Here is a 15,547-nt window from a genome sequence, read left to right as displayed (position 1 = left end):
CGGGGTCAATCGGCCTTCAGTGCCTGGGCGTCCCGCGCGCGCTGGCTGACGAAACCGGGGATCTGCTCCCCGGGCAGGGATTTGCTGTAGTACCAGCCCTGGATGGTCAGCTCGGCACTCGATTGCAGGAAATCCAGCTGCTCGCGGGTTTCCACCCCTTCCACCACCACTTTGAGCTTGAGGGTTTCGCAAAAACGCAGCAGGCCGTTCAACACCTGGGCGCCCTTGGGTTCACGCTGGGCGAGGACAAAGCTGCGGTCGATCTTGATCCCGTCCACCGGGAACTGGTGCAGGTAGCTCAGGGCGGAAAAGCCGGTGCCGAAGTCATCGATATAGACCCGGGCGCCCAGCGCATGGAGCTTGCCGATCCATTGCTGGGTCAGCAGCGCATCGCCCACCAGGGCATCCTCGGTAATCTCCACCGACACCTGGCCCTGGGCCCGGGCCAGAATCTCCAGCAGGCGCTGGCCATGTTCCCGGGAAGCCAGGGTGGCGCTGGAGATATTGATGGTGATGGGCAGCTCGAAGCCGACCTTGCGCCACGCCAGGTGCTGGCGCACCGCCTGGGACGCCACCCAGAAATCCACCTCGGGCATCAGCTTGGCCTGGCCCAGCCACTGCAGCAGTTCCCAGGGCGACTGCACCTTGCCCTCGCGGTCACGGGCGCGGATCAGCGCTTCGCAACCGCTGCACAAGCCGCTGTCCTTGATCACCTGGGGCTGATACTCCAGGTGGAAGTCGTAGTCGCTCAACTGCTGGATACGGGCCAGTTGCAAGGACTGCTGGGCGGCCTGCTGGTAGGACGCCACCATCGGGTCCAGCTCGAACAGCCGGCCCCGCTCCTCAAGGCCATGGAAGGTGGTGTCGAAGGTTTTCAGGTAGACCTGGGCACTTTGCTCGCCCTGGCGCTGGATACTGCGCACATAGGGCATGTAGATCAGGATGCCGACCCCCAGCAGCAGCCCTTGCAGCAGCACCGCGCCCCAGTCGCCCTGGGTGCTGAGGTAGGCATTGAGCAGCACCGGCGAGGTAAAGGGCAGGCTCACCAGCGCCGGGCTCACCCACCCCAGTTGCACCACCAGCAGCGCCAGGCAGGCATTGACCATCGGCACCAGCATGAACGGTACCAGCAGGCGCGGGTTGAGGATGATCGGCACACCGAACAGCAGCAGTTCGTTGACGTTGAACAGCGACAGCGCCAGGCTCGCCAAGGCCAGCAGACGCATGGAACGGTTGCGCGAGAAACCGAGGATCGCCAGCACCAGCGCCAGGGAACCGCCAGAGCCGCCAATGAAGGCAAAGCAGCCCAGCAGGCCGCTGTTCAAGGCATAGCGCAATGGCCGGCCAGCGGCCTGATCCGCGGCGTTGAGCGTCACGGCCTGGTCCATCACATCCATCAGCGGCTGCATGGCATGGGCGCCATGAATGCCGAAGAACCACAGCAGCGAATTGGTCGAGGTCAGGAAGATCGCGTTGAGGTAGGGGTTGTCCAGGTCGTCGATATCGATCGGCCGCTCGACGTAGGCAAAATCATGGAACTGCAGCAGCAGTTGCAACACGCAGACCAGCACCAAAGAGGTCACCATCCCCGGCAGCACCATGTTGATGGTGCCCTTGAGGTTGTGCCCCACCAGCCCCTCGTCCACCAGCCGGGTCCAGCGCTGGCGGTGCAGCCGGGCCATCAGCGGCACATTGACCAGGGGCGAGGCGATGGCGATGAACAGCACGAAGGTCGCCGCCGCCCGCGGGTAGTCGCGCAGCAGGTAGATGGCGATCACCACATGGGACAGGCAGAGGAAGGCCACCGGCAGTTGGGGCAGGCGGTATTTGATTGCCAGCATGTAGCCGATGGACGCCGCCACCAGCAGGGGAATGATCGAACTGATGCGGTTGTGCAGGCCGGTCAGCAGCTCCACCAATGCTGGCGGCGCACCCAGCGCCTGGGCGCACTGGCCGAGGATCAGCAGCAGCGCCGAGACCAGCAGGCATGGCAGCAGCCACAACAGGCCTTCGCGGATCGAGCGTAAAGACTCGGCACCCGCCAGGAGTGCCAGACGATGGGTGAAAAACAGCTTGAACCCCACGTTTCGCATAAGCCCCGCCCCTTTGCCGCTGCGCGCCCGATACCCCCCGGACGTTGCCGCCCGCCCCATGGATACGCAATGCAGCGCCAGGCCATGACAAGCGAATACCGGCGAAGATACCACTGAAGAAACCCCATTCAGCAAGCACTGAATGGCCCCGATCCCAGTCTTTTATCGTCCTGTTCACGCCAGGCTTGACTGCCTGCGCGGCCACCCGCTCAAGCACGGTCGATTGCGCCAGGGCGCGGCGATATCGTTTGCAGGGGCCGATGGCTTTTGCTTTAATCGCGATCAATTCCCATTTACAACCAGATCGCCAGCGGACACGCCTCCTTGCCCTCCACGCCTCTCGCCAGCCCGGACTCGGTCCACAGCCTCTACGACGCCCATCACCGCTGGCTCTACGAGTTGTTGCGCCGGCGCCTGAATCACGCCTGGGACGCCGCCGACCTGGCCCACGACATCTTTGTCCGGGTGCTCAAGCGCCCGCCGGTGCTGCTTGACGAGGTCCACCAGCGTTCCTACCTGGCCACCGTGGCCCGGGGCTTGTGCATCGACCACTGGCGGCGCCGGCAACTGGAGCAGGCCTGGCTGCAGGCGCTGGCTGCACGCCCGCAGGCGGTGCAACCCTCGGCGGAGCAGCAGGCAATCATTGTCGAGACCCTGTACGAAGTGGACGCCATGCTCAGCCGCCTGCCGGCCAAGGTGCGCACGGCCTTCATCCTCGCTCAACTGCACGGCCGGCCCTACCAGGCCATCGCCGATGAGCTGGGGGTATCGGAGCGCATGGTGAAGAAGTACCTGGCCCAGGCCCTGCTGCATTGCGCACTGCTGGAGGCCGAACTCGACGGCCTGCTGGTGGACTGAACCATGGACCCTCGACCCGGCGGCCGGCTCAGCCACGCCTGCCTGCAACAGGCCGCGCACTGGTACGTGCAACTGCAGGACCAGGGCAGCAGCGACGAACAGCGTCGCCAGTGGCAGGACTGGTTCGAGCAGAGCGCGGAACACCGCCAGGCCTGGAGCTATGTCGAGCGGGTCAGCCAGCGCCTGCTGCCATTGCAGGAGGCCAACACCCGCCCATCCGCCAGCCGCGCCCTGAGCGCCGCCCGACGTCCGGCCCTGGCACGGCGCCAGGTGCTCGGTGCACTGCTGCTGGCTGGCCTGGGCTGGGGCACCTGGCGCAACAGCCCGTTGCCCCAGGCCCTGAGCCGCTGGCGTGCCGACTACGCCACCGGCACCGGGGAAGTCCGCGACACGCTGCTCAGCGACGGTACGCGCCTGTGGCTCAATGCCCTGAGCGCGGTGGATGTGCGCTACAGCACCGAGCAACGGCTGCTGGCGTTGCACCTGGGGGAAATCCTCATCGACACCGCCAAGGACCCGCGCCGGCCATTCCTGGTGCAGACCGAACACGGCCGCCTGCGTGCCCTGGGCACGCGCTTCAGCGTGCGCTGCGGCGCCAGCGACAGCCTGCTCAACGTCTACGCCGGCGCGGTGGAGGTACGCAGCGCCAGTGGCTTGCAGGTGGTGAATGCCGGCCAGCAGCTGCGCTTCGATGGCCGCACCCTGGGGCCGCTGCAGGCCGCCAGTGCCGCCCGCGAAGCCTGGAGCCACGGCCTGCTGCTGGCCGACAACCTGCCCCTGGAGCAACTGCTGGAGGAACTGGGGCGCTATCGCAACGGCCACCTGGGTTGCGACCCGGCCATCGCCCAACTGCCGGTGATGGGCTCTTTCCCCTTGCACGACTCCGACCAGGCCCTGGCCCTGCTGGAAGCGGCGTTGCCGGTGCGGGTCAAGCGCCTGGCGTCCTGGTGGGTGACCCTGGAGCCACGTACCTGAAGCCGGAAAACTTTTTTTCACCTGGCAGGTTCCCTTTTTCCGACGCCCTTCGGTTAACCCGGTAACAGTCCTCACATTGCCGACCCACAAGGGAACCCCATGCCATCACCCCGTCGTTCGCGCCTGCCCTTTCATACCCTGCCCCTGTGCACCGCACTGCTGTGCGGCGCCGCGCCCTGGGCCCACGCCGCTGCCGATGCGGGCCAGAACCAGCCCCAGGCTGAACGGCGCAGCTACAGCATCGGCCCCGGGCCGCTGGTCACGGTGCTCAACCGCTTCGCCGAGCAGAGCGCGGTGTTCATTGCCGGGCACAACGACCTGGCCGTCGGCAAGCAGAGCCCCGGCCTGAACGGCCGCTACAGCGTCGCAGAGGCTCTGCAACTGCTGCTGGCGAACTCCGGGCTGCAAGCCCAGGCGGTCAGTGGCGGCTATGTGCTCAAGGCACTTCCCGCCACCAGCGGCCCGCTGCAACTGGGCACCACGCAGATTTCCGCCCAGGGCCTGGGCAGCGTCACCGAAGGCAGCCAGAGCTACACCACCGGGGCCAGCGCCTCGGCCACCGGCCTCAACCTGTCGCTGCGCGAAACCCCGCAAACGGTGACGGTGATCACCCGCCAACAGATGGACGACCAGGGCGCCACCAGCATCGCCGACACCCTGCGCCGGGCCCCCGGGGTCAGCGTGCAGAACTACGACAGCGAGCGCTGGGAGTTCTCCAGCCGCGGCTTGCCCATCACCAATTTCCAGTACGACGGGGTCAACGCCACCTACGACGGGGTCTACGACTACGGCACCACCAGCACCGACATGGCGACCTTCGACCGGGTGGAAATCATCAAGGGCGCCACCGGCCTGATGACCGGCTCCGGTGACCCGTCGGCCACCGTCAACCTGATCCGCAAGCGGCCGACCAAGGCGTTCAAGGCCTCGGTCACCGGCACCGTCGGTTCCTGGGACAACTACCGCAGCGAAGGGGACATTTCCGGCCCGCTGACCGAAACCGGCAACCTGCGCGGGCGCTTTGTCGGGGTCTACCAGGACCGCAGCTCCTACCTCGACCACTACCAGAACACCAAGGACATCGCCTACGGCGTGCTGGAGGCCGACCTGACCCCCGACACTCTGCTGACCCTCGGCCTGGACCAGCAGAACACCCGCTCCCGGGGCGCCACCTGGACCGGCTTCCCGATGTACTTCAGCAACGGCTCGCGGACCCACTTCTCCCGCTCGTTCAATCCGGCCACCGACTGGAGCCGCCGCGACTTCAAGAACCAGACCCTGTTCACCTCCCTGGAACAGCAACTGGCCAATGACTGGACCCTGAAGGTCAGCTACGACCACCTGCGCCGCCAGCACGACACCCTGCTGGGCTCGGCCAGCGGCGGCAACCCGGACCAGGCCAGCGGCGACGGCATGTTCATGTACATGGGCAAGTTCAAGGGCGACCAGCGCCAGGACAACCTCGACATCAACCTGCACGGCCCCTTCAGCCTGTTCGGCCGCGAGCACGAGCTGATCGCCGGCTTCATGCTGATGAACGCCAGACAGGACATCCCGGTCCACGGTTCGGTGTACCCGCCAGTGGGCGGCAGCATCTACGACTGGCGCGGCGAGTTCGCCAAGCCGGACATCCCGAAGATCGGCGACAACGACATCCTCCAGCGCCAGACCGGCGCCTACCTGGCCACCCGCCTCAAGCCCACCGACGACCTGGCGGTGATCCTCGGCACCCGGGTCAGCGACTTCAAGGGCATCGACAACACCCGCTACCTCGACCCCAGCAGCCCCGACGCACGCCAGCGCTACCAGCAGACCGGCGTGGTCACCCCCTATGCCGGGCTGGTCTACGACCTCAACGACAGCTACTCGCTGTACACCAGCTACACCAGCATCTACCAGCCGCAGATGAGCAAGGACGTCGACGGCAAGATCCTCGACCCGGTGCAGGGCGACAGCTACGAAGCCGGGATCAAGGCCGAGTACCTGGATGGCCGGGTCAACGCCAGCTTCGCGGTGTTCCACACCGAGCAGGACAACGTCGCGCAACTGGTGGACGGCTGGGGCATCGACGCCATCTACCGCCCGACCAAAGGCGCGACCACCAAGGGTTTCGAGGTGGAGGTGGCTGGCGAGCTTAGCGAAGGCTGGAACCTGTCGGCCGGCTACAGCTACAACCACACCCGCGACGCCAATCACGACTACGTCTACGGCTCGGTGCTGCAGAGCACCGAACCGCAGCAGGTGGCTCGGCTGTTCAGCACCTACCGCCTGCCCGGCGCCTGGGACCGCCTGACGGTGGGCGGCGGGGTCAACTGGCAGAGCCAGTTCTTCGGCAAGGTGTACCAGCCCGACCCGAGCGATACGGTCAATGGCGGGCATGACTCGCGCATCACCCAGGACGGCTACTTCCTGGTAGATGCCATGGCCCGCTACCAGTTCAGCCAGCACCTGAGCTCGACCCTGAACGTGAAGAACCTCTTCGACAAGAAGTACTACACCGGTATCGGCAACTTCAGCACCGGCTTCTACGGCGAGCCGCGCAGCCTGCAACTGGCCACCCGCTGGGACTTCTAGCCCCGCGCCGATCCACGGTAGCCCGCTCCGGCTGCGGGTTGACTACGCTTGTGCGAGCGTGCTCAACCCGCAGAGGAGCGCCCCCATGCAACGCATCCAGACCATCACCCCGTGCCTGTGGTTCGACCATCAGGCCCACGGGGCCGCACAGTTCTACTGCTCGATCTTCGAGCACTCGCGCATCACCCACGTCAGCCACTACGGCAAGGCCGGCTTCGAGTTCCATGGCCGCGCCGAAGGCTCGGTGATGAACGTGGCGTTCGAGCTTGACGGCCAGGGCTTCAGTGCCCTCAACGGCGGCCCGGCGTTTACCTTCAACGAAGCGGTGTCGCTGCAAGTGCACTGCCGCACCCAGGCCGAACTCGACCACTACTGGAATGCCCTGGGGTTTGGCGGCCCGAAACAGGCCCAGCAATGCGGCTGGCTCAAGGACCGCTTCGGGCTGTCCTGGCAGATCGTGCCGCAGACGCTCGCGCAGATGATGTGCGACCCCGACCCGGCCCGTTCCGAGCGAGTGATGCAGGCCCTGCTGGGGATGAAAAAACTCGATATCGCGACGCTGCAACGCGCCTTCGACGCGCGAAGCTAATACACTCGTGGCCGGTCCTTGAGCGATGGATATGGCCTTGACGAAAACCGCCCCGCCCTCTGCAGACGCCCCCCTCTTCTGGCGCGATGCGGCCCTGCCCTTCATCGAGGCCCGCTCCATCGCCGACGGGCGCAAGGTCTGCTATTGCGCTCATGCCCATGAGCAGTTCTCCATCGGCTGCATCACCGCAGGGGTCAGTACCTACGTCAGCGAGCAGACGCAAAGGCAGGTGGGCGCCGGCACCGTGGTGCTGATGAACCCCGGGGTGGTCCACGCCTGCAACCCCATCGACGACCAGCCCTGGTCGTACCGCATGCTGTACGTCGACACGCCCTGGCTGACCCGCCTGCAACATGAACTGGGCGTGAGCCCCGAGTTGCAGTTCCAGCCCTTCGAGGAAACCAGCAGCGACGACCCGCAACTCTTCGCCGACCTCGAGCAGCTGTACCACGCCCTCGTGGACCCACAGGCGGAGACGCTGCACAAGCACAGCTGCGTGGTGGCGTTCTTCAGCGAGCTGCAACAGCGCCTGAACCCGGCCAAGGCCCTACCCCGGGAGAACAACCACAAGCTTGAGCGGGCCGCGCAGTTCATCCGCCAGCACTGTACCGAGCCCCTGGACCTGGAACAGATCTGCCAGGCTGCGCAGCTTTCGGCCTCCTACCTGATCCGCGCCTTCAAGCAGCAGTACGGCATGGCGCCCCATGCCTACCTGGTCAACCGGCGGGTGCAGTTCGCCCAGGCCCGCCTGCGCCAGGGCGCGCCGATCGCCGAGGTGGCGCAGGCCGCGGGCTTCGCCGATCAGGCGCACTTGCAGCGCGCGTTCAAGCAGCATCTGGGGGCCACCCCGGGCCAGTACCAGGGGCCGCGACGGGCCAGGCGCGGCGAACCCCAGGCCCACTGACGCCCAGCTGCATTCAAAGCAGCAGGCAGGCCGCGCTGACTGCCAGCAAGGCGGCCATGGCCCGGTTGAACAGGCGCATGCCCGCCGGGTTGCCCAGGTAATGGCGCAAAAAACTGCCGGCATAGGCCCAACAGGCCACCGACAGGTAGCAGATGACCAGGTACACCGCCGCGAACAGCCACACCAGCCGCGCCTCGCCATCGGCGGCGAAGGCCCCCATGCCGGCCACGCAAGCCAGCCAGGCCTTGGGGTTGAGCCACTGCATCAGGGCGCCATACCAGGCCGACGGCGCCCGAGGCTGGCCCTCGGTATCCAGCCGGCCATCGTCCCGGGCCAGCTTCCAGGCCATGTACAGCAGGAAGGCCACGCCGGACAGGCGGATGCCCTGGGTCAGGGCCGGCCACTGGCGCAGCAGTTCGTGCAGCCCCAGGCCGACCAGCACCAGCAACAGGACAAACCCCAGGGTGGCCCCGGCCACATGGCGCAGGCTGGCCCGGAAGCCGAACCGCGCACCGCTGCCCAGGGCGACGATGTTCACCGGCCCCGGGGTAATGGAGGCCGCCAGGGCAAAGGCCGCCATGGAAAACACTACGCTCATCACTTGCCTCTTTGTCTCTGTGGGTTGGAGCCGCACAGACTACGAGGCCGGGGTGAGGCGGTATTGAACAAAACTACCCTGCCGGTGACGGGCTGTCGTGACACCGCGCAGGCCGCGACGAACTTGTGGATCGCGCCCGGCAATCAACTATTGAATCGGGTCACCAGTGCATTGAGTTCATGGGCGGTGGACTCAAGGTCGCCACCAATGCTGCAGGAGTGCACGGCAATATCGGCATTCTGGTCCGAGACCCGGGCGATATTGCTGATCTGCTCGGAGATTTCCTCGGCCACATGGGCCTGCTGCTCCGACGCCGCGGCCATCTGCTGGCTCATCTGGTGAATGCGCTCCACCGCCGAGTTGATGCCGTCCAGCGCCTGCTGGGTGCTGACTACCTGGGCCACCCCGGAGCGCGCCTCCACGCTGCCCTGGCGCGCCACTTCCACGGCCTGGCCCGCCACCTGCTGCAGGCTCTGGATGATGCGCTGGATGCTCTGGGTCGATTCCCGGGTCTTCGACGCCAGGGCCCGCACCTCATCGGCGACCACGGCGAACCCCCGGCCCTGCTCGCCGGCCCTCGCCGCCTCGATGGCTGCGTTCAAGGCCAGCAGGTTGGTCTGCTCAGCGATCGAATGGATCATGTTCGCCGCCACCTGGATCGACTGGGTTTCCTGCGCCAGGCCTTCCACCGACTGGCTGACCGCATCCACCGTATCCGCCAGTTTCTCGATCACCACCCGGGAACGGCGCGCCTCCTGGGAGCCCACCTGGGTCAGCTCGTTGACCTGGTCGGCCGCGGCGGCGGTGTCATGGATGTGCACTGAAACCTCGGCGATCGACGAAGCCATCTGGTTCATCGCCGTGGCCGCCATGTCGGCTTCGTCGCGCTGCTTGCCCAGGGCCGACTCGGCCTGGCGCGACAGGTTCTGGCTGGTGGAAGCCAGTGACGCCGCCTGGTTGGCGTAGTCCCCCAGGCGGCTGAGGGCGGTACGAATCTTCGCCGCCTCGCTGATCAGGATCATCTGCAGGCGTGCCACCGGGCCTCGCTCATCGGTATAGGTGCGGGCAATCAGCTCGCTGTCGAAACTGCCCAGGGACACCGCGCTGATGCGCCCCAGCAACTGCCCGGTGCGGTAGGCGCCGTGGGCCTGCACGGCAAAGAGCCCGAGCAGCGCCACTCCCAGCCCGGCCCAGGGCCCGGCCAGCCAGCCGACCATGGCGCTGGCCAGTACCGCCAGCAGCGGCGGCAGCACAAACACCCCGGCGCCCAGCAGCCGATGGCGCCAGGGCGTGGCCAGGCGGGTGCTGCGCAGGTGCGAGTACAGGGCGGCGGCGCGCTCCACCTGCTGGCGCTCGGGCTTGACCCGCACCGATTCGTAGCCGGCAATCACGCCCTGGCTGAATATCGGTGTGACATAGGCGTTGACCCAGTAATGATCACCGTTCTGGCAACGGTTCTTGACGATACCCATCCAGCTCTTGCCGTCCTTGAGGTAGGACCACATATGGCCGAACACCGCTTCGGGCATGTCCGGATGGCGCACGATGTTGTGCGGGCTGCCAATCAGCTGTTCGCGGCTGAAACCGCTGACCGCAACGAACTCGTCATTGCAGTAAGTGATCTTGCCATGGGTATCGGTGGCGGAAATAAGCCGTTGTTCGGCAGGAAACACCCGCTCACGCTGAGTCACCGGGAGATTGTTTTTCATTTGAAAAACCTCGCAGGAAGTCTGGTAATTGCTCGTCATGATCAAACAGCAACTGGCGCATCCTGCGATTACCCGAAGACTTCTTCTGCGTACCTGCAGAACTTTCCCGAGCCTGATGAGCAATCCACTACAACAACTGCCCAGCGCCCGACCGAATCGAGTTTAGATAGCACTTTTAATCGCGCTATTGCCTCCAGGGAAATAACTTCCCTGGCAACGGAACTAGATTCAACACTCTTGACCTGGATCAATACTTAGCCTGGCAAGCAATGCCCCGGCCGCCCCTGGTTGAGGACCGATGGCCCATCACCTACCTTCTCCAGGCCCCTAAGCCATAGAGCCGCGCCAATGCCTGCCTCCTGCCAAGAAACTGCCCGCCTGCTACTGCGCGCCCCGACCCTGGACGACCTGCCCCAGGCCTGTGCCATCCATGGCGACCCGCAGACCAACCGCTTCAACCCCAACGGCCCGATCAACGCTGCCGCCTGCGCCGACAAGCTGCACGGCTGGATCGAACACTGGCAGCAGCACGGTTTCGGCTACTGGGCCATTGCCCTGCGCAGCGACCCGCAACGACTGATCGGCTTCGGCGGGATCATGCAGGGCTTCTTCGGCCACGAGCCGGGGCTGAACCTGTACTTTCGCTTGCGCCCCGAGGCCTGGGGCCAGGGCTATGCCGCGGAAATGGCCCGGACCGCCCTGCACCTGGCCTTCAGCGAACTGCATGCACCGCGGGTCACCGGCCTGGTGCGCCCCGACAACCTGCCCTCGCGGCGCGCCCTGGAGCGCCTGGGGCTGAGCCTGGACGGCGAACTGGATGATTTTCCCGGCCAGGCGCCGAGCCTGCTGTACCGCATCAGCGCGCCGGACAACCCAGGCCCGGGCTAAGCCTCAGGGCAGGCACCCTGGCAGCCTGCGCGGCGGATTCAACGGATTCGAGGATTGACAAAGCGGTCGCCGGCTTTTAAAACTGGGCGCCTGATTCTTGAGCCTGCAGCGACCATGTCCCCAGCCACGCCCTTCATCCTTCGCACCATTGGCCTGTCGGCCAAGGTCGAGGCGCGCGTGGCCTGCAGCTCTAAATCGAAGAAACAGTCGCTCATGTGACCGGGGCGCTGTGTCCCGTCAGATGAGCTGACAGGACCTCAAGCGCTACGGACACCCTCCCCCTGCTTACCGCCCTTCTACTCTTCTGACGACGACCCGACGGTCAACCATCAGGAGAACACGCATGTCATCGTTTCAAGGTATCTGGGTCCCTATCGTCACCCCTTTCATCGACGGCGCCGTCGATTTCGCCGCCCTGGGGCGCTTGACCACTCACCTGCTGGAAAGCGGCGTAGCCGGGCTGGTGGTTTGCGGCACCACCGGCGAGGCCGCGGCCCTGGACAAGGACGAGCAGTTGGCGGTGCTCGATGCGGTGCTGGAGCGAGCCCCCGCCGGGAAGGTGATCATGGGGCTGGCGGGCAATAACCTGAAGTCGCTGCTGAGCCTGCAGGAACAGATCCTCGAGCGTGCGGTGGCCGCCTTGCTGGTACCCGCGCCCTACTACATCCGGCCGTCGCAAGCAGCCCTGGAGAGCTTCTTCGCCACCGTGGCCGACGCCTCCAGCGTGCCGCTGATTGTCTACGACATTCCCTACCGCACCGGGGTGAGCCTGGACACCGCTACTTTGCTGAACATCGTGGCCCATCCACGGATCGCGGCAGTCAAGGACTGTGGCGGCAACCTGGAAAAGACCCTGGCGCTACTGGCCTGCGGGCAGATCGAAGTGCTGTGCGGCGAGGACCTGCAACTGTTCAACGCCTTGTGCCTGGGCGCCCATGGGGCCATTGCGGCCTCGGCGCATATCCACCCGCAACGGTTCGTCGCCTTGCTGCAACAGGTCCGGGCACAGCAACTGGACGCGGCCCGGAGCACCTTCATGCAACTGGTGCCGCTGATCAAGGCGCTGTTCGCCGAGCCCAACCCGGCGCCGGTCAAGGCACTGCTGGCCCACCAGGGGTTGATCGGAACGCAGTTGCGAGCACCGATGCACGATTGCAGCGCCGCCCTGCAAACCCTGCTCCGCACCCTGTAGGAGCGGGCTTGCCGGCGAAGAAGCCGCCACGGCTTGCACCCGCCCCAGGTAGGCTTTCGCCGGCAAGCCAGCTCCTACAGCGATGCGACATCGGTGGGGTTCTTGCAGGTGCCTTCAGCGGATGGGCGGAATGCGGATCTGCCCGGCACGGCACTGGTTCTTCACGCCTTTGCCGCAGGCGCCGAACTCCAGGTCCTTGGTCAGGCAAACACGAACTTCGGACAGCTCGGGGCCGCTGCACAGAATGGCGATGCCGTTCTCGGCGATCCCCGGGTTGCTCTGGCGAAACTGCTGGGCAATCTGGCTGGCCTCGAAATAGCGCACCGTGGTCGAAGGCTGCAGCGCCTCGGGAATCTGTACCCTGGCCAGGGCCTTGTCCGCGGCATCCAGGTACCCCATGGCCCCCAGGCCGCTGCAGGTGCCGTGCTTGCTCCATTCATGATTCATCAGCTTGGCGGTGGGAAACAGGGTCAGGCCCTTGGCCCGTTCCTGGGCATTGAGCTGGGTCAGGGGTGGGCAGGACTCGGGCCAGCCACCCTTGGCGTATTGCGGCCACAGGCCGTGCAGGACAAAACCGTAGCCCTTGCCGGTGCACTGCTCGTTTTCCGGGTGCATCAGGCAGAAGGTCGGCGACCAGGACAGGGTCAGCAGGTAGTAGTCGAAGGTACCCGCCACCGAATCGCGCTGCTGCTTGGGCTGACGTGCGTCGCTGATGCCCACCATCCCCAGGGTCAGCACCAGGGCTGCCATCAGGGTAAAAAACTTTCTCATCGTGACCTTCTCCTTGGGAAAGCGCATCGTCCTGGCCCCGCCATCGGGGTGGAACGGATTGAAAACAACCTGATCTTTCTGGCAGGCCGGCGTTGCCGGAACATGACAGCAATTGCCCGGTGTCCCGCAGAAGCCGGTCAGGCAGCGGCCCGGAGAATACCCGCCAATGCCCTAGGCGGCAGCGCCCTCACTGCGCCGATACAGGCCGACACCCAGCGCCAGCACCGCCAGCAGGCCGGCACAACTGCGGTTGATCCAGCCCATGACCCGGGCGGAAAAGCGCGCCATGGCCCGCCGGCCACCCACGGCATAGAGGCTCATCATCAGGCAGTCCACCAGGGCGCTGACCACGGCCAGGATCAGGTACTGCTCGGCCACCGGCTGCTCCGGGCGCACGAACTGCGGCACGAAGGCGGAGAAAAACAGCAGGCCCTTGGGGTTTGACAGCCCCACCAGCAACGCCCGGCGAAACGCCGACCAGCCGCTGGCCGAGGCCCCGCCCACCGTACAGGCCAGGGCACGGGTAGGCGCTCGCCACAAGCCCCAGGCCAGATACAGCAGATAGGCCGCGCCGCAGCTCTTGACCACCACGAACAGCTCTTGCGAGGCCTGCAGCAACGCCCCCAGGCCGCAGCCCACCGCGCCGATCAGCAGCAGGTCGGACAACGCCGCGCCGGCGATGCCCCAGCCAGCCACCCGCATGCCATGCACCGCGCCATTGTTCAAGGCCAGCAACATCGAGGGACCGGGGGTAATCATCACCGCGCTGACGGTGACGATGTACAGCAGCAGGGTTGGTATATCCATGGGTTCGCTCCAGGGTCATCCGCCGCGATCCGAAATCGCCCGGAGCACCTCAGGGCGCCCACTACGCGGGGGGCAAAATATGACGGATCACTGCGGCACCGGGCAAGCACGACGGACCGCACACGCCACTCAGGCGTCGGGAACGCTGACGAAGATGCTGTAGCGGGCCCCTTCCATGGCTTCGAAGGCGATCAGTTTCTGCACCAGCGGTTCGCTGAGCACCTTGCCGGCATTGAGCAGCAACATGCCGTTGTCGGCATTCAGGTTGCGCCGCAGGACCATCCCGGCCTGCAGCTCCCGGGTTCCCAGGACCTTGACCGTCGGATCATCGACGGTGACATCGCTCTGGTAGGCGGCACAGACCTGGACAAAGTCTTCCACCAGATTCGGGTCGTACAGGCGGCCCGCGTACTTGCGAATGAACAGCAGGGCTTCATCGCTGTTCATGTGCCGTTCCAGAATCAGCCCGCACTGCAACTCGATGAAATCCACCGCCAGCTTCAACAGCCGGGAGCCCCAGGGAATCGCCTCGCCCTTGAGGCGCTGGGGAAAGCCGCTGCCGTCCCAGCGCTCCTGGTGATGAAGGATCAGCCGCGCGGCATCCTGCATCGGTTCCAGTGCCATCAGCACCGATTCGCTCTGCTCGGGATAGGCGCGGTAGCGCGCCTGATCGGTATGGCGCAACAAGTCCGCCGGCGCCAGCAGCATGGCATCGCTCCAGCTCAACTTGCCGATGTTGTACAGGGCCGCCGCCATGGTCAGGTCGCGGCTGCTGGCCTCGTCCAGGCCGTGCCTTTTGCAGCAGGCACGCACCAGTTCGATGATCTTGCGGTTGGTTTGCTTGTCCGCGGGCAGCCGCAGGTTGGCCAGCAGCGAAAACACCTCGGTGGCGGTCACATAGCTGTGCTTGAGTTCTTCGTAGGCCAGGTCGAGCATGTCGGCAGTCTGCTGCAGCTCCGCGGTCCGCGAAGCCACATGCCGTTCCAGGCTGGCGTTGCTGGCCTTGAGTTGCTGGTTCTGCTCCAGGACCAACTGCTGCAAACGCTTGAGCTCACGCTCGGCGAGCTGGTGCTCCAGGGTCTGGCGCAGAATCAGCAGCAGCTCTTCGTCATTCCAGGGCTTGCTCAGGTACTGGTGGATCTGCCCATCGTTGACGGCCTTGATGATGGTGTTCAGATCGGCATAACCGGTGAGCAGGATTCGCCGCACCGCCGGGTACTTCTCCCGCACCCGGGCCAGCAGGGCCGCGCCGTCCATGCCGGGCATGCGCGCGTCGCTCATCACCAGGTCGACGGGGCCTTCGGCGAGGATCTCCAGCGCTCTGGCGCCGCTGTTGGCCAGCAGCACTTCATAGGGCTCGGGACGCAGCAGGCGCTTGAGACTGTTGAGAATCGACTCCTCGTCGTCCACCAGCAACACACGTGGACGCCTACCTGGCTCAACCGGCTGCGGATCTTCCATGGGGTTCTCCCTGTGCGGCATAGGCTGCCCCGCTCCGTGCTCACGGACGGCTCGGCAGCGGCGGTTTTTCCCAGACAATCCTAGATGAGTTTTTTATTTTCACGCCATTGCCCCCCGCGAAATAAATT

13 protein-coding genes and 1 pseudogene are annotated in these 15,547 nt (G+C 65.6%); 7 read left to right on the top strand and 7 right to left on the bottom strand.

The window, feature by feature from the left end; translation table 11 throughout:
- Window positions 1-5 precede the first annotated feature (5 nt).
- Window positions 6-2,093 carry an EAL domain-containing protein gene (locus tag AC1RCO_RS04195; RefSeq protein ID WP_011061594.1) on the bottom strand — a complete coding sequence of 696 codons (2,088 nt, stop codon included), beginning with the start codon at window positions 2,091-2,093 and terminating at the stop codon, window positions 6-8.
- 324 nt (window positions 2,094-2,417) lie between these two features.
- Between AC1RCO_RS04195 and AC1RCO_RS04190 the strand changes: the two genes are divergently transcribed.
- From AC1RCO_RS04190 to AC1RCO_RS04170, 5 genes are all read left to right on the top strand, one after another.
- Window positions 2,418-2,951: a sigma-70 family RNA polymerase sigma factor gene (locus tag AC1RCO_RS04190; RefSeq protein WP_065364181.1), complete on the top strand. Its 534-nt coding sequence runs from the start codon at window positions 2,418-2,420 to the stop codon at window positions 2,949-2,951.
- 3 nt (window positions 2,952-2,954) lie between these two features.
- Window positions 2,955-3,926 carry a FecR domain-containing protein gene (locus AC1RCO_RS04185; RefSeq protein WP_401018367.1) on the top strand — a complete coding sequence of 324 codons (972 nt, stop codon included), beginning with the start codon at window positions 2,955-2,957 and terminating at the stop codon, window positions 3,924-3,926.
- 99 nt (window positions 3,927-4,025) lie between these two features.
- The gene (locus AC1RCO_RS04180) at window positions 4,026-6,500 is read left to right on the top strand and encodes a TonB-dependent siderophore receptor (RefSeq protein ID WP_492617423.1); all 2,475 of its coding nucleotides are present in this window, start codon (window positions 4,026-4,028) and stop codon (window positions 6,498-6,500) included.
- A gap of 85 nt (window positions 6,501-6,585) precedes the next feature.
- Window positions 6,586-7,089, top strand: coding sequence for a VOC family protein (locus AC1RCO_RS04175; protein WP_492617422.1), 504 nt, complete (start codon window positions 6,586-6,588; stop codon window positions 7,087-7,089).
- 25 nt (window positions 7,090-7,114) lie between these two features.
- Complete coding sequence (locus AC1RCO_RS04170; RefSeq protein ID WP_065364184.1) at window positions 7,115-7,993, top strand: AraC family transcriptional regulator; 879 nt, start codon at window positions 7,115-7,117, stop codon at window positions 7,991-7,993.
- A 13-nt stretch (window positions 7,994-8,006) separates the two neighbouring features.
- Here the strand turns inward: AC1RCO_RS04170 and AC1RCO_RS04165 are convergent, their stop codons facing one another.
- From AC1RCO_RS04165 to AC1RCO_RS04155, 3 genes and pseudogenes are all read right to left on the bottom strand, one after another.
- Window positions 8,007-8,591 (bottom strand): LysE family translocator, encoded by a 585-nt coding sequence (locus tag AC1RCO_RS04165; RefSeq protein WP_011061600.1) that lies wholly within the window; start codon window positions 8,589-8,591, stop codon window positions 8,007-8,009.
- 143 nt (window positions 8,592-8,734) lie between these two features.
- Window positions 8,735-9,808 carry a methyl-accepting chemotaxis protein gene (locus AC1RCO_RS04160; RefSeq protein ID WP_455906609.1) on the bottom strand — a complete coding sequence of 358 codons (1,074 nt, stop codon included), beginning with the start codon at window positions 9,806-9,808 and terminating at the stop codon, window positions 8,735-8,737.
- A 168-nt stretch (window positions 9,809-9,976) separates the two neighbouring features.
- Window positions 9,977-10,300, bottom strand: a pseudogene (locus AC1RCO_RS04155) (PAS domain-containing protein); the annotation flags it as partial.
- 348 nt (window positions 10,301-10,648) lie between these two features.
- Between AC1RCO_RS04155 and AC1RCO_RS04150 the strand changes: the two are divergent.
- Both AC1RCO_RS04150 and dapA read left to right on the top strand, forming a co-directional pair.
- The gene (locus AC1RCO_RS04150) at window positions 10,649-11,188 is read left to right on the top strand and encodes a GNAT family N-acetyltransferase (protein ID WP_492617421.1); all 540 of its coding nucleotides are present in this window, start codon (window positions 10,649-10,651) and stop codon (window positions 11,186-11,188) included.
- Window positions 11,189-11,531: 343 nt separating this feature from the next.
- A complete protein-coding gene (dapA, locus tag AC1RCO_RS04145) occupies window positions 11,532-12,380 on the top strand; it encodes a 4-hydroxy-tetrahydrodipicolinate synthase (RefSeq protein WP_011061603.1) in 849 nt (282 codons plus the stop codon).
- 114 nt (window positions 12,381-12,494) lie between these two features.
- Here dapA and AC1RCO_RS04140 read toward each other — a convergent pair whose 3' ends face one another.
- The 3 genes from AC1RCO_RS04140 to nosR all read right to left on the bottom strand — a co-directional run bounded on the left by AC1RCO_RS04140 (window position 12,495) and on the right by nosR (window position 15,419).
- Window positions 12,495-13,151 carry a ribonuclease T2 family protein gene (locus AC1RCO_RS04140; protein WP_011061604.1) on the bottom strand — a complete coding sequence of 219 codons (657 nt, stop codon included), beginning with the start codon at window positions 13,149-13,151 and terminating at the stop codon, window positions 12,495-12,497.
- 171 nt (window positions 13,152-13,322) lie between these two features.
- On the bottom strand, window positions 13,323-13,958 hold the full coding sequence (locus AC1RCO_RS04135) for a LysE family translocator (RefSeq protein WP_011061605.1): 636 nt from the start codon (window positions 13,956-13,958) through the stop codon (window positions 13,323-13,325).
- A gap of 129 nt (window positions 13,959-14,087) precedes the next feature.
- Window positions 14,088-15,419 carry a response regulator c-di-GMP phosphodiesterase, NosR family gene (nosR, locus tag AC1RCO_RS04130; protein WP_041118501.1) on the bottom strand — a complete coding sequence of 444 codons (1,332 nt, stop codon included), beginning with the start codon at window positions 15,417-15,419 and terminating at the stop codon, window positions 14,088-14,090.
- Between the last annotated feature and the right edge of the window lie 128 nt (window positions 15,420-15,547).

The sequence above is a fragment of the Pseudomonas sp. GW823-FHT03E05 genome (genome assembly GCF_058796855.1).
The sequence above is the reverse complement of the archived record's forward strand: the minus strand, read 5'-3'. Positions and strand labels throughout refer to the sequence as shown.

Excerpts from the sequence above, each read along its gene's own strand:
- AC1RCO_RS04195 (WP_011061594.1), bottom strand. The coding sequence starts at position 2,093 with ATGCGAAACGTGGGGTTCAAGCTGTTTTTCACCCATCGTCTGGCACTC.
- AC1RCO_RS04185 (WP_401018367.1), top strand. The coding sequence starts at position 2,955 with ATGGACCCTCGACCCGGCGGCCGGCTCAGCCACGCCTGCCTGCAACAG.
- AC1RCO_RS04180 (WP_492617423.1), top strand. The coding sequence starts at position 4,026 with ATGCCATCACCCCGTCGTTCGCGCCTGCCCTTTCATACCCTGCCCCTG.
- AC1RCO_RS04175 (WP_492617422.1), top strand. The coding sequence starts at position 6,586 with ATGCAACGCATCCAGACCATCACCCCGTGCCTGTGGTTCGACCATCAG.
- AC1RCO_RS04170 (WP_065364184.1), top strand. The coding sequence starts at position 7,115 with ATGGATATGGCCTTGACGAAAACCGCCCCGCCCTCTGCAGACGCCCCC.
- AC1RCO_RS04165 (WP_011061600.1), bottom strand. The coding sequence starts at position 8,591 with ATGAGCGTAGTGTTTTCCATGGCGGCCTTTGCCCTGGCGGCCTCCATT.
- AC1RCO_RS04160 (WP_455906609.1), bottom strand. The coding sequence starts at position 9,808 with ATGGTCGGCTGGCTGGCCGGGCCCTGGGCCGGGCTGGGAGTGGCGCTG.
- AC1RCO_RS04150 (WP_492617421.1), top strand. The coding sequence starts at position 10,649 with ATGCCTGCCTCCTGCCAAGAAACTGCCCGCCTGCTACTGCGCGCCCCG.
- dapA (WP_011061603.1), top strand. The coding sequence starts at position 11,532 with ATGTCATCGTTTCAAGGTATCTGGGTCCCTATCGTCACCCCTTTCATC.
- AC1RCO_RS04140 (WP_011061604.1), bottom strand. The coding sequence starts at position 13,151 with ATGAGAAAGTTTTTTACCCTGATGGCAGCCCTGGTGCTGACCCTGGGG.
- AC1RCO_RS04135 (WP_011061605.1), bottom strand. The coding sequence starts at position 13,958 with ATGGATATACCAACCCTGCTGCTGTACATCGTCACCGTCAGCGCGGTG.
- nosR (WP_041118501.1), bottom strand. The coding sequence starts at position 15,419 with ATGGAAGATCCGCAGCCGGTTGAGCCAGGTAGGCGTCCACGTGTGTTG.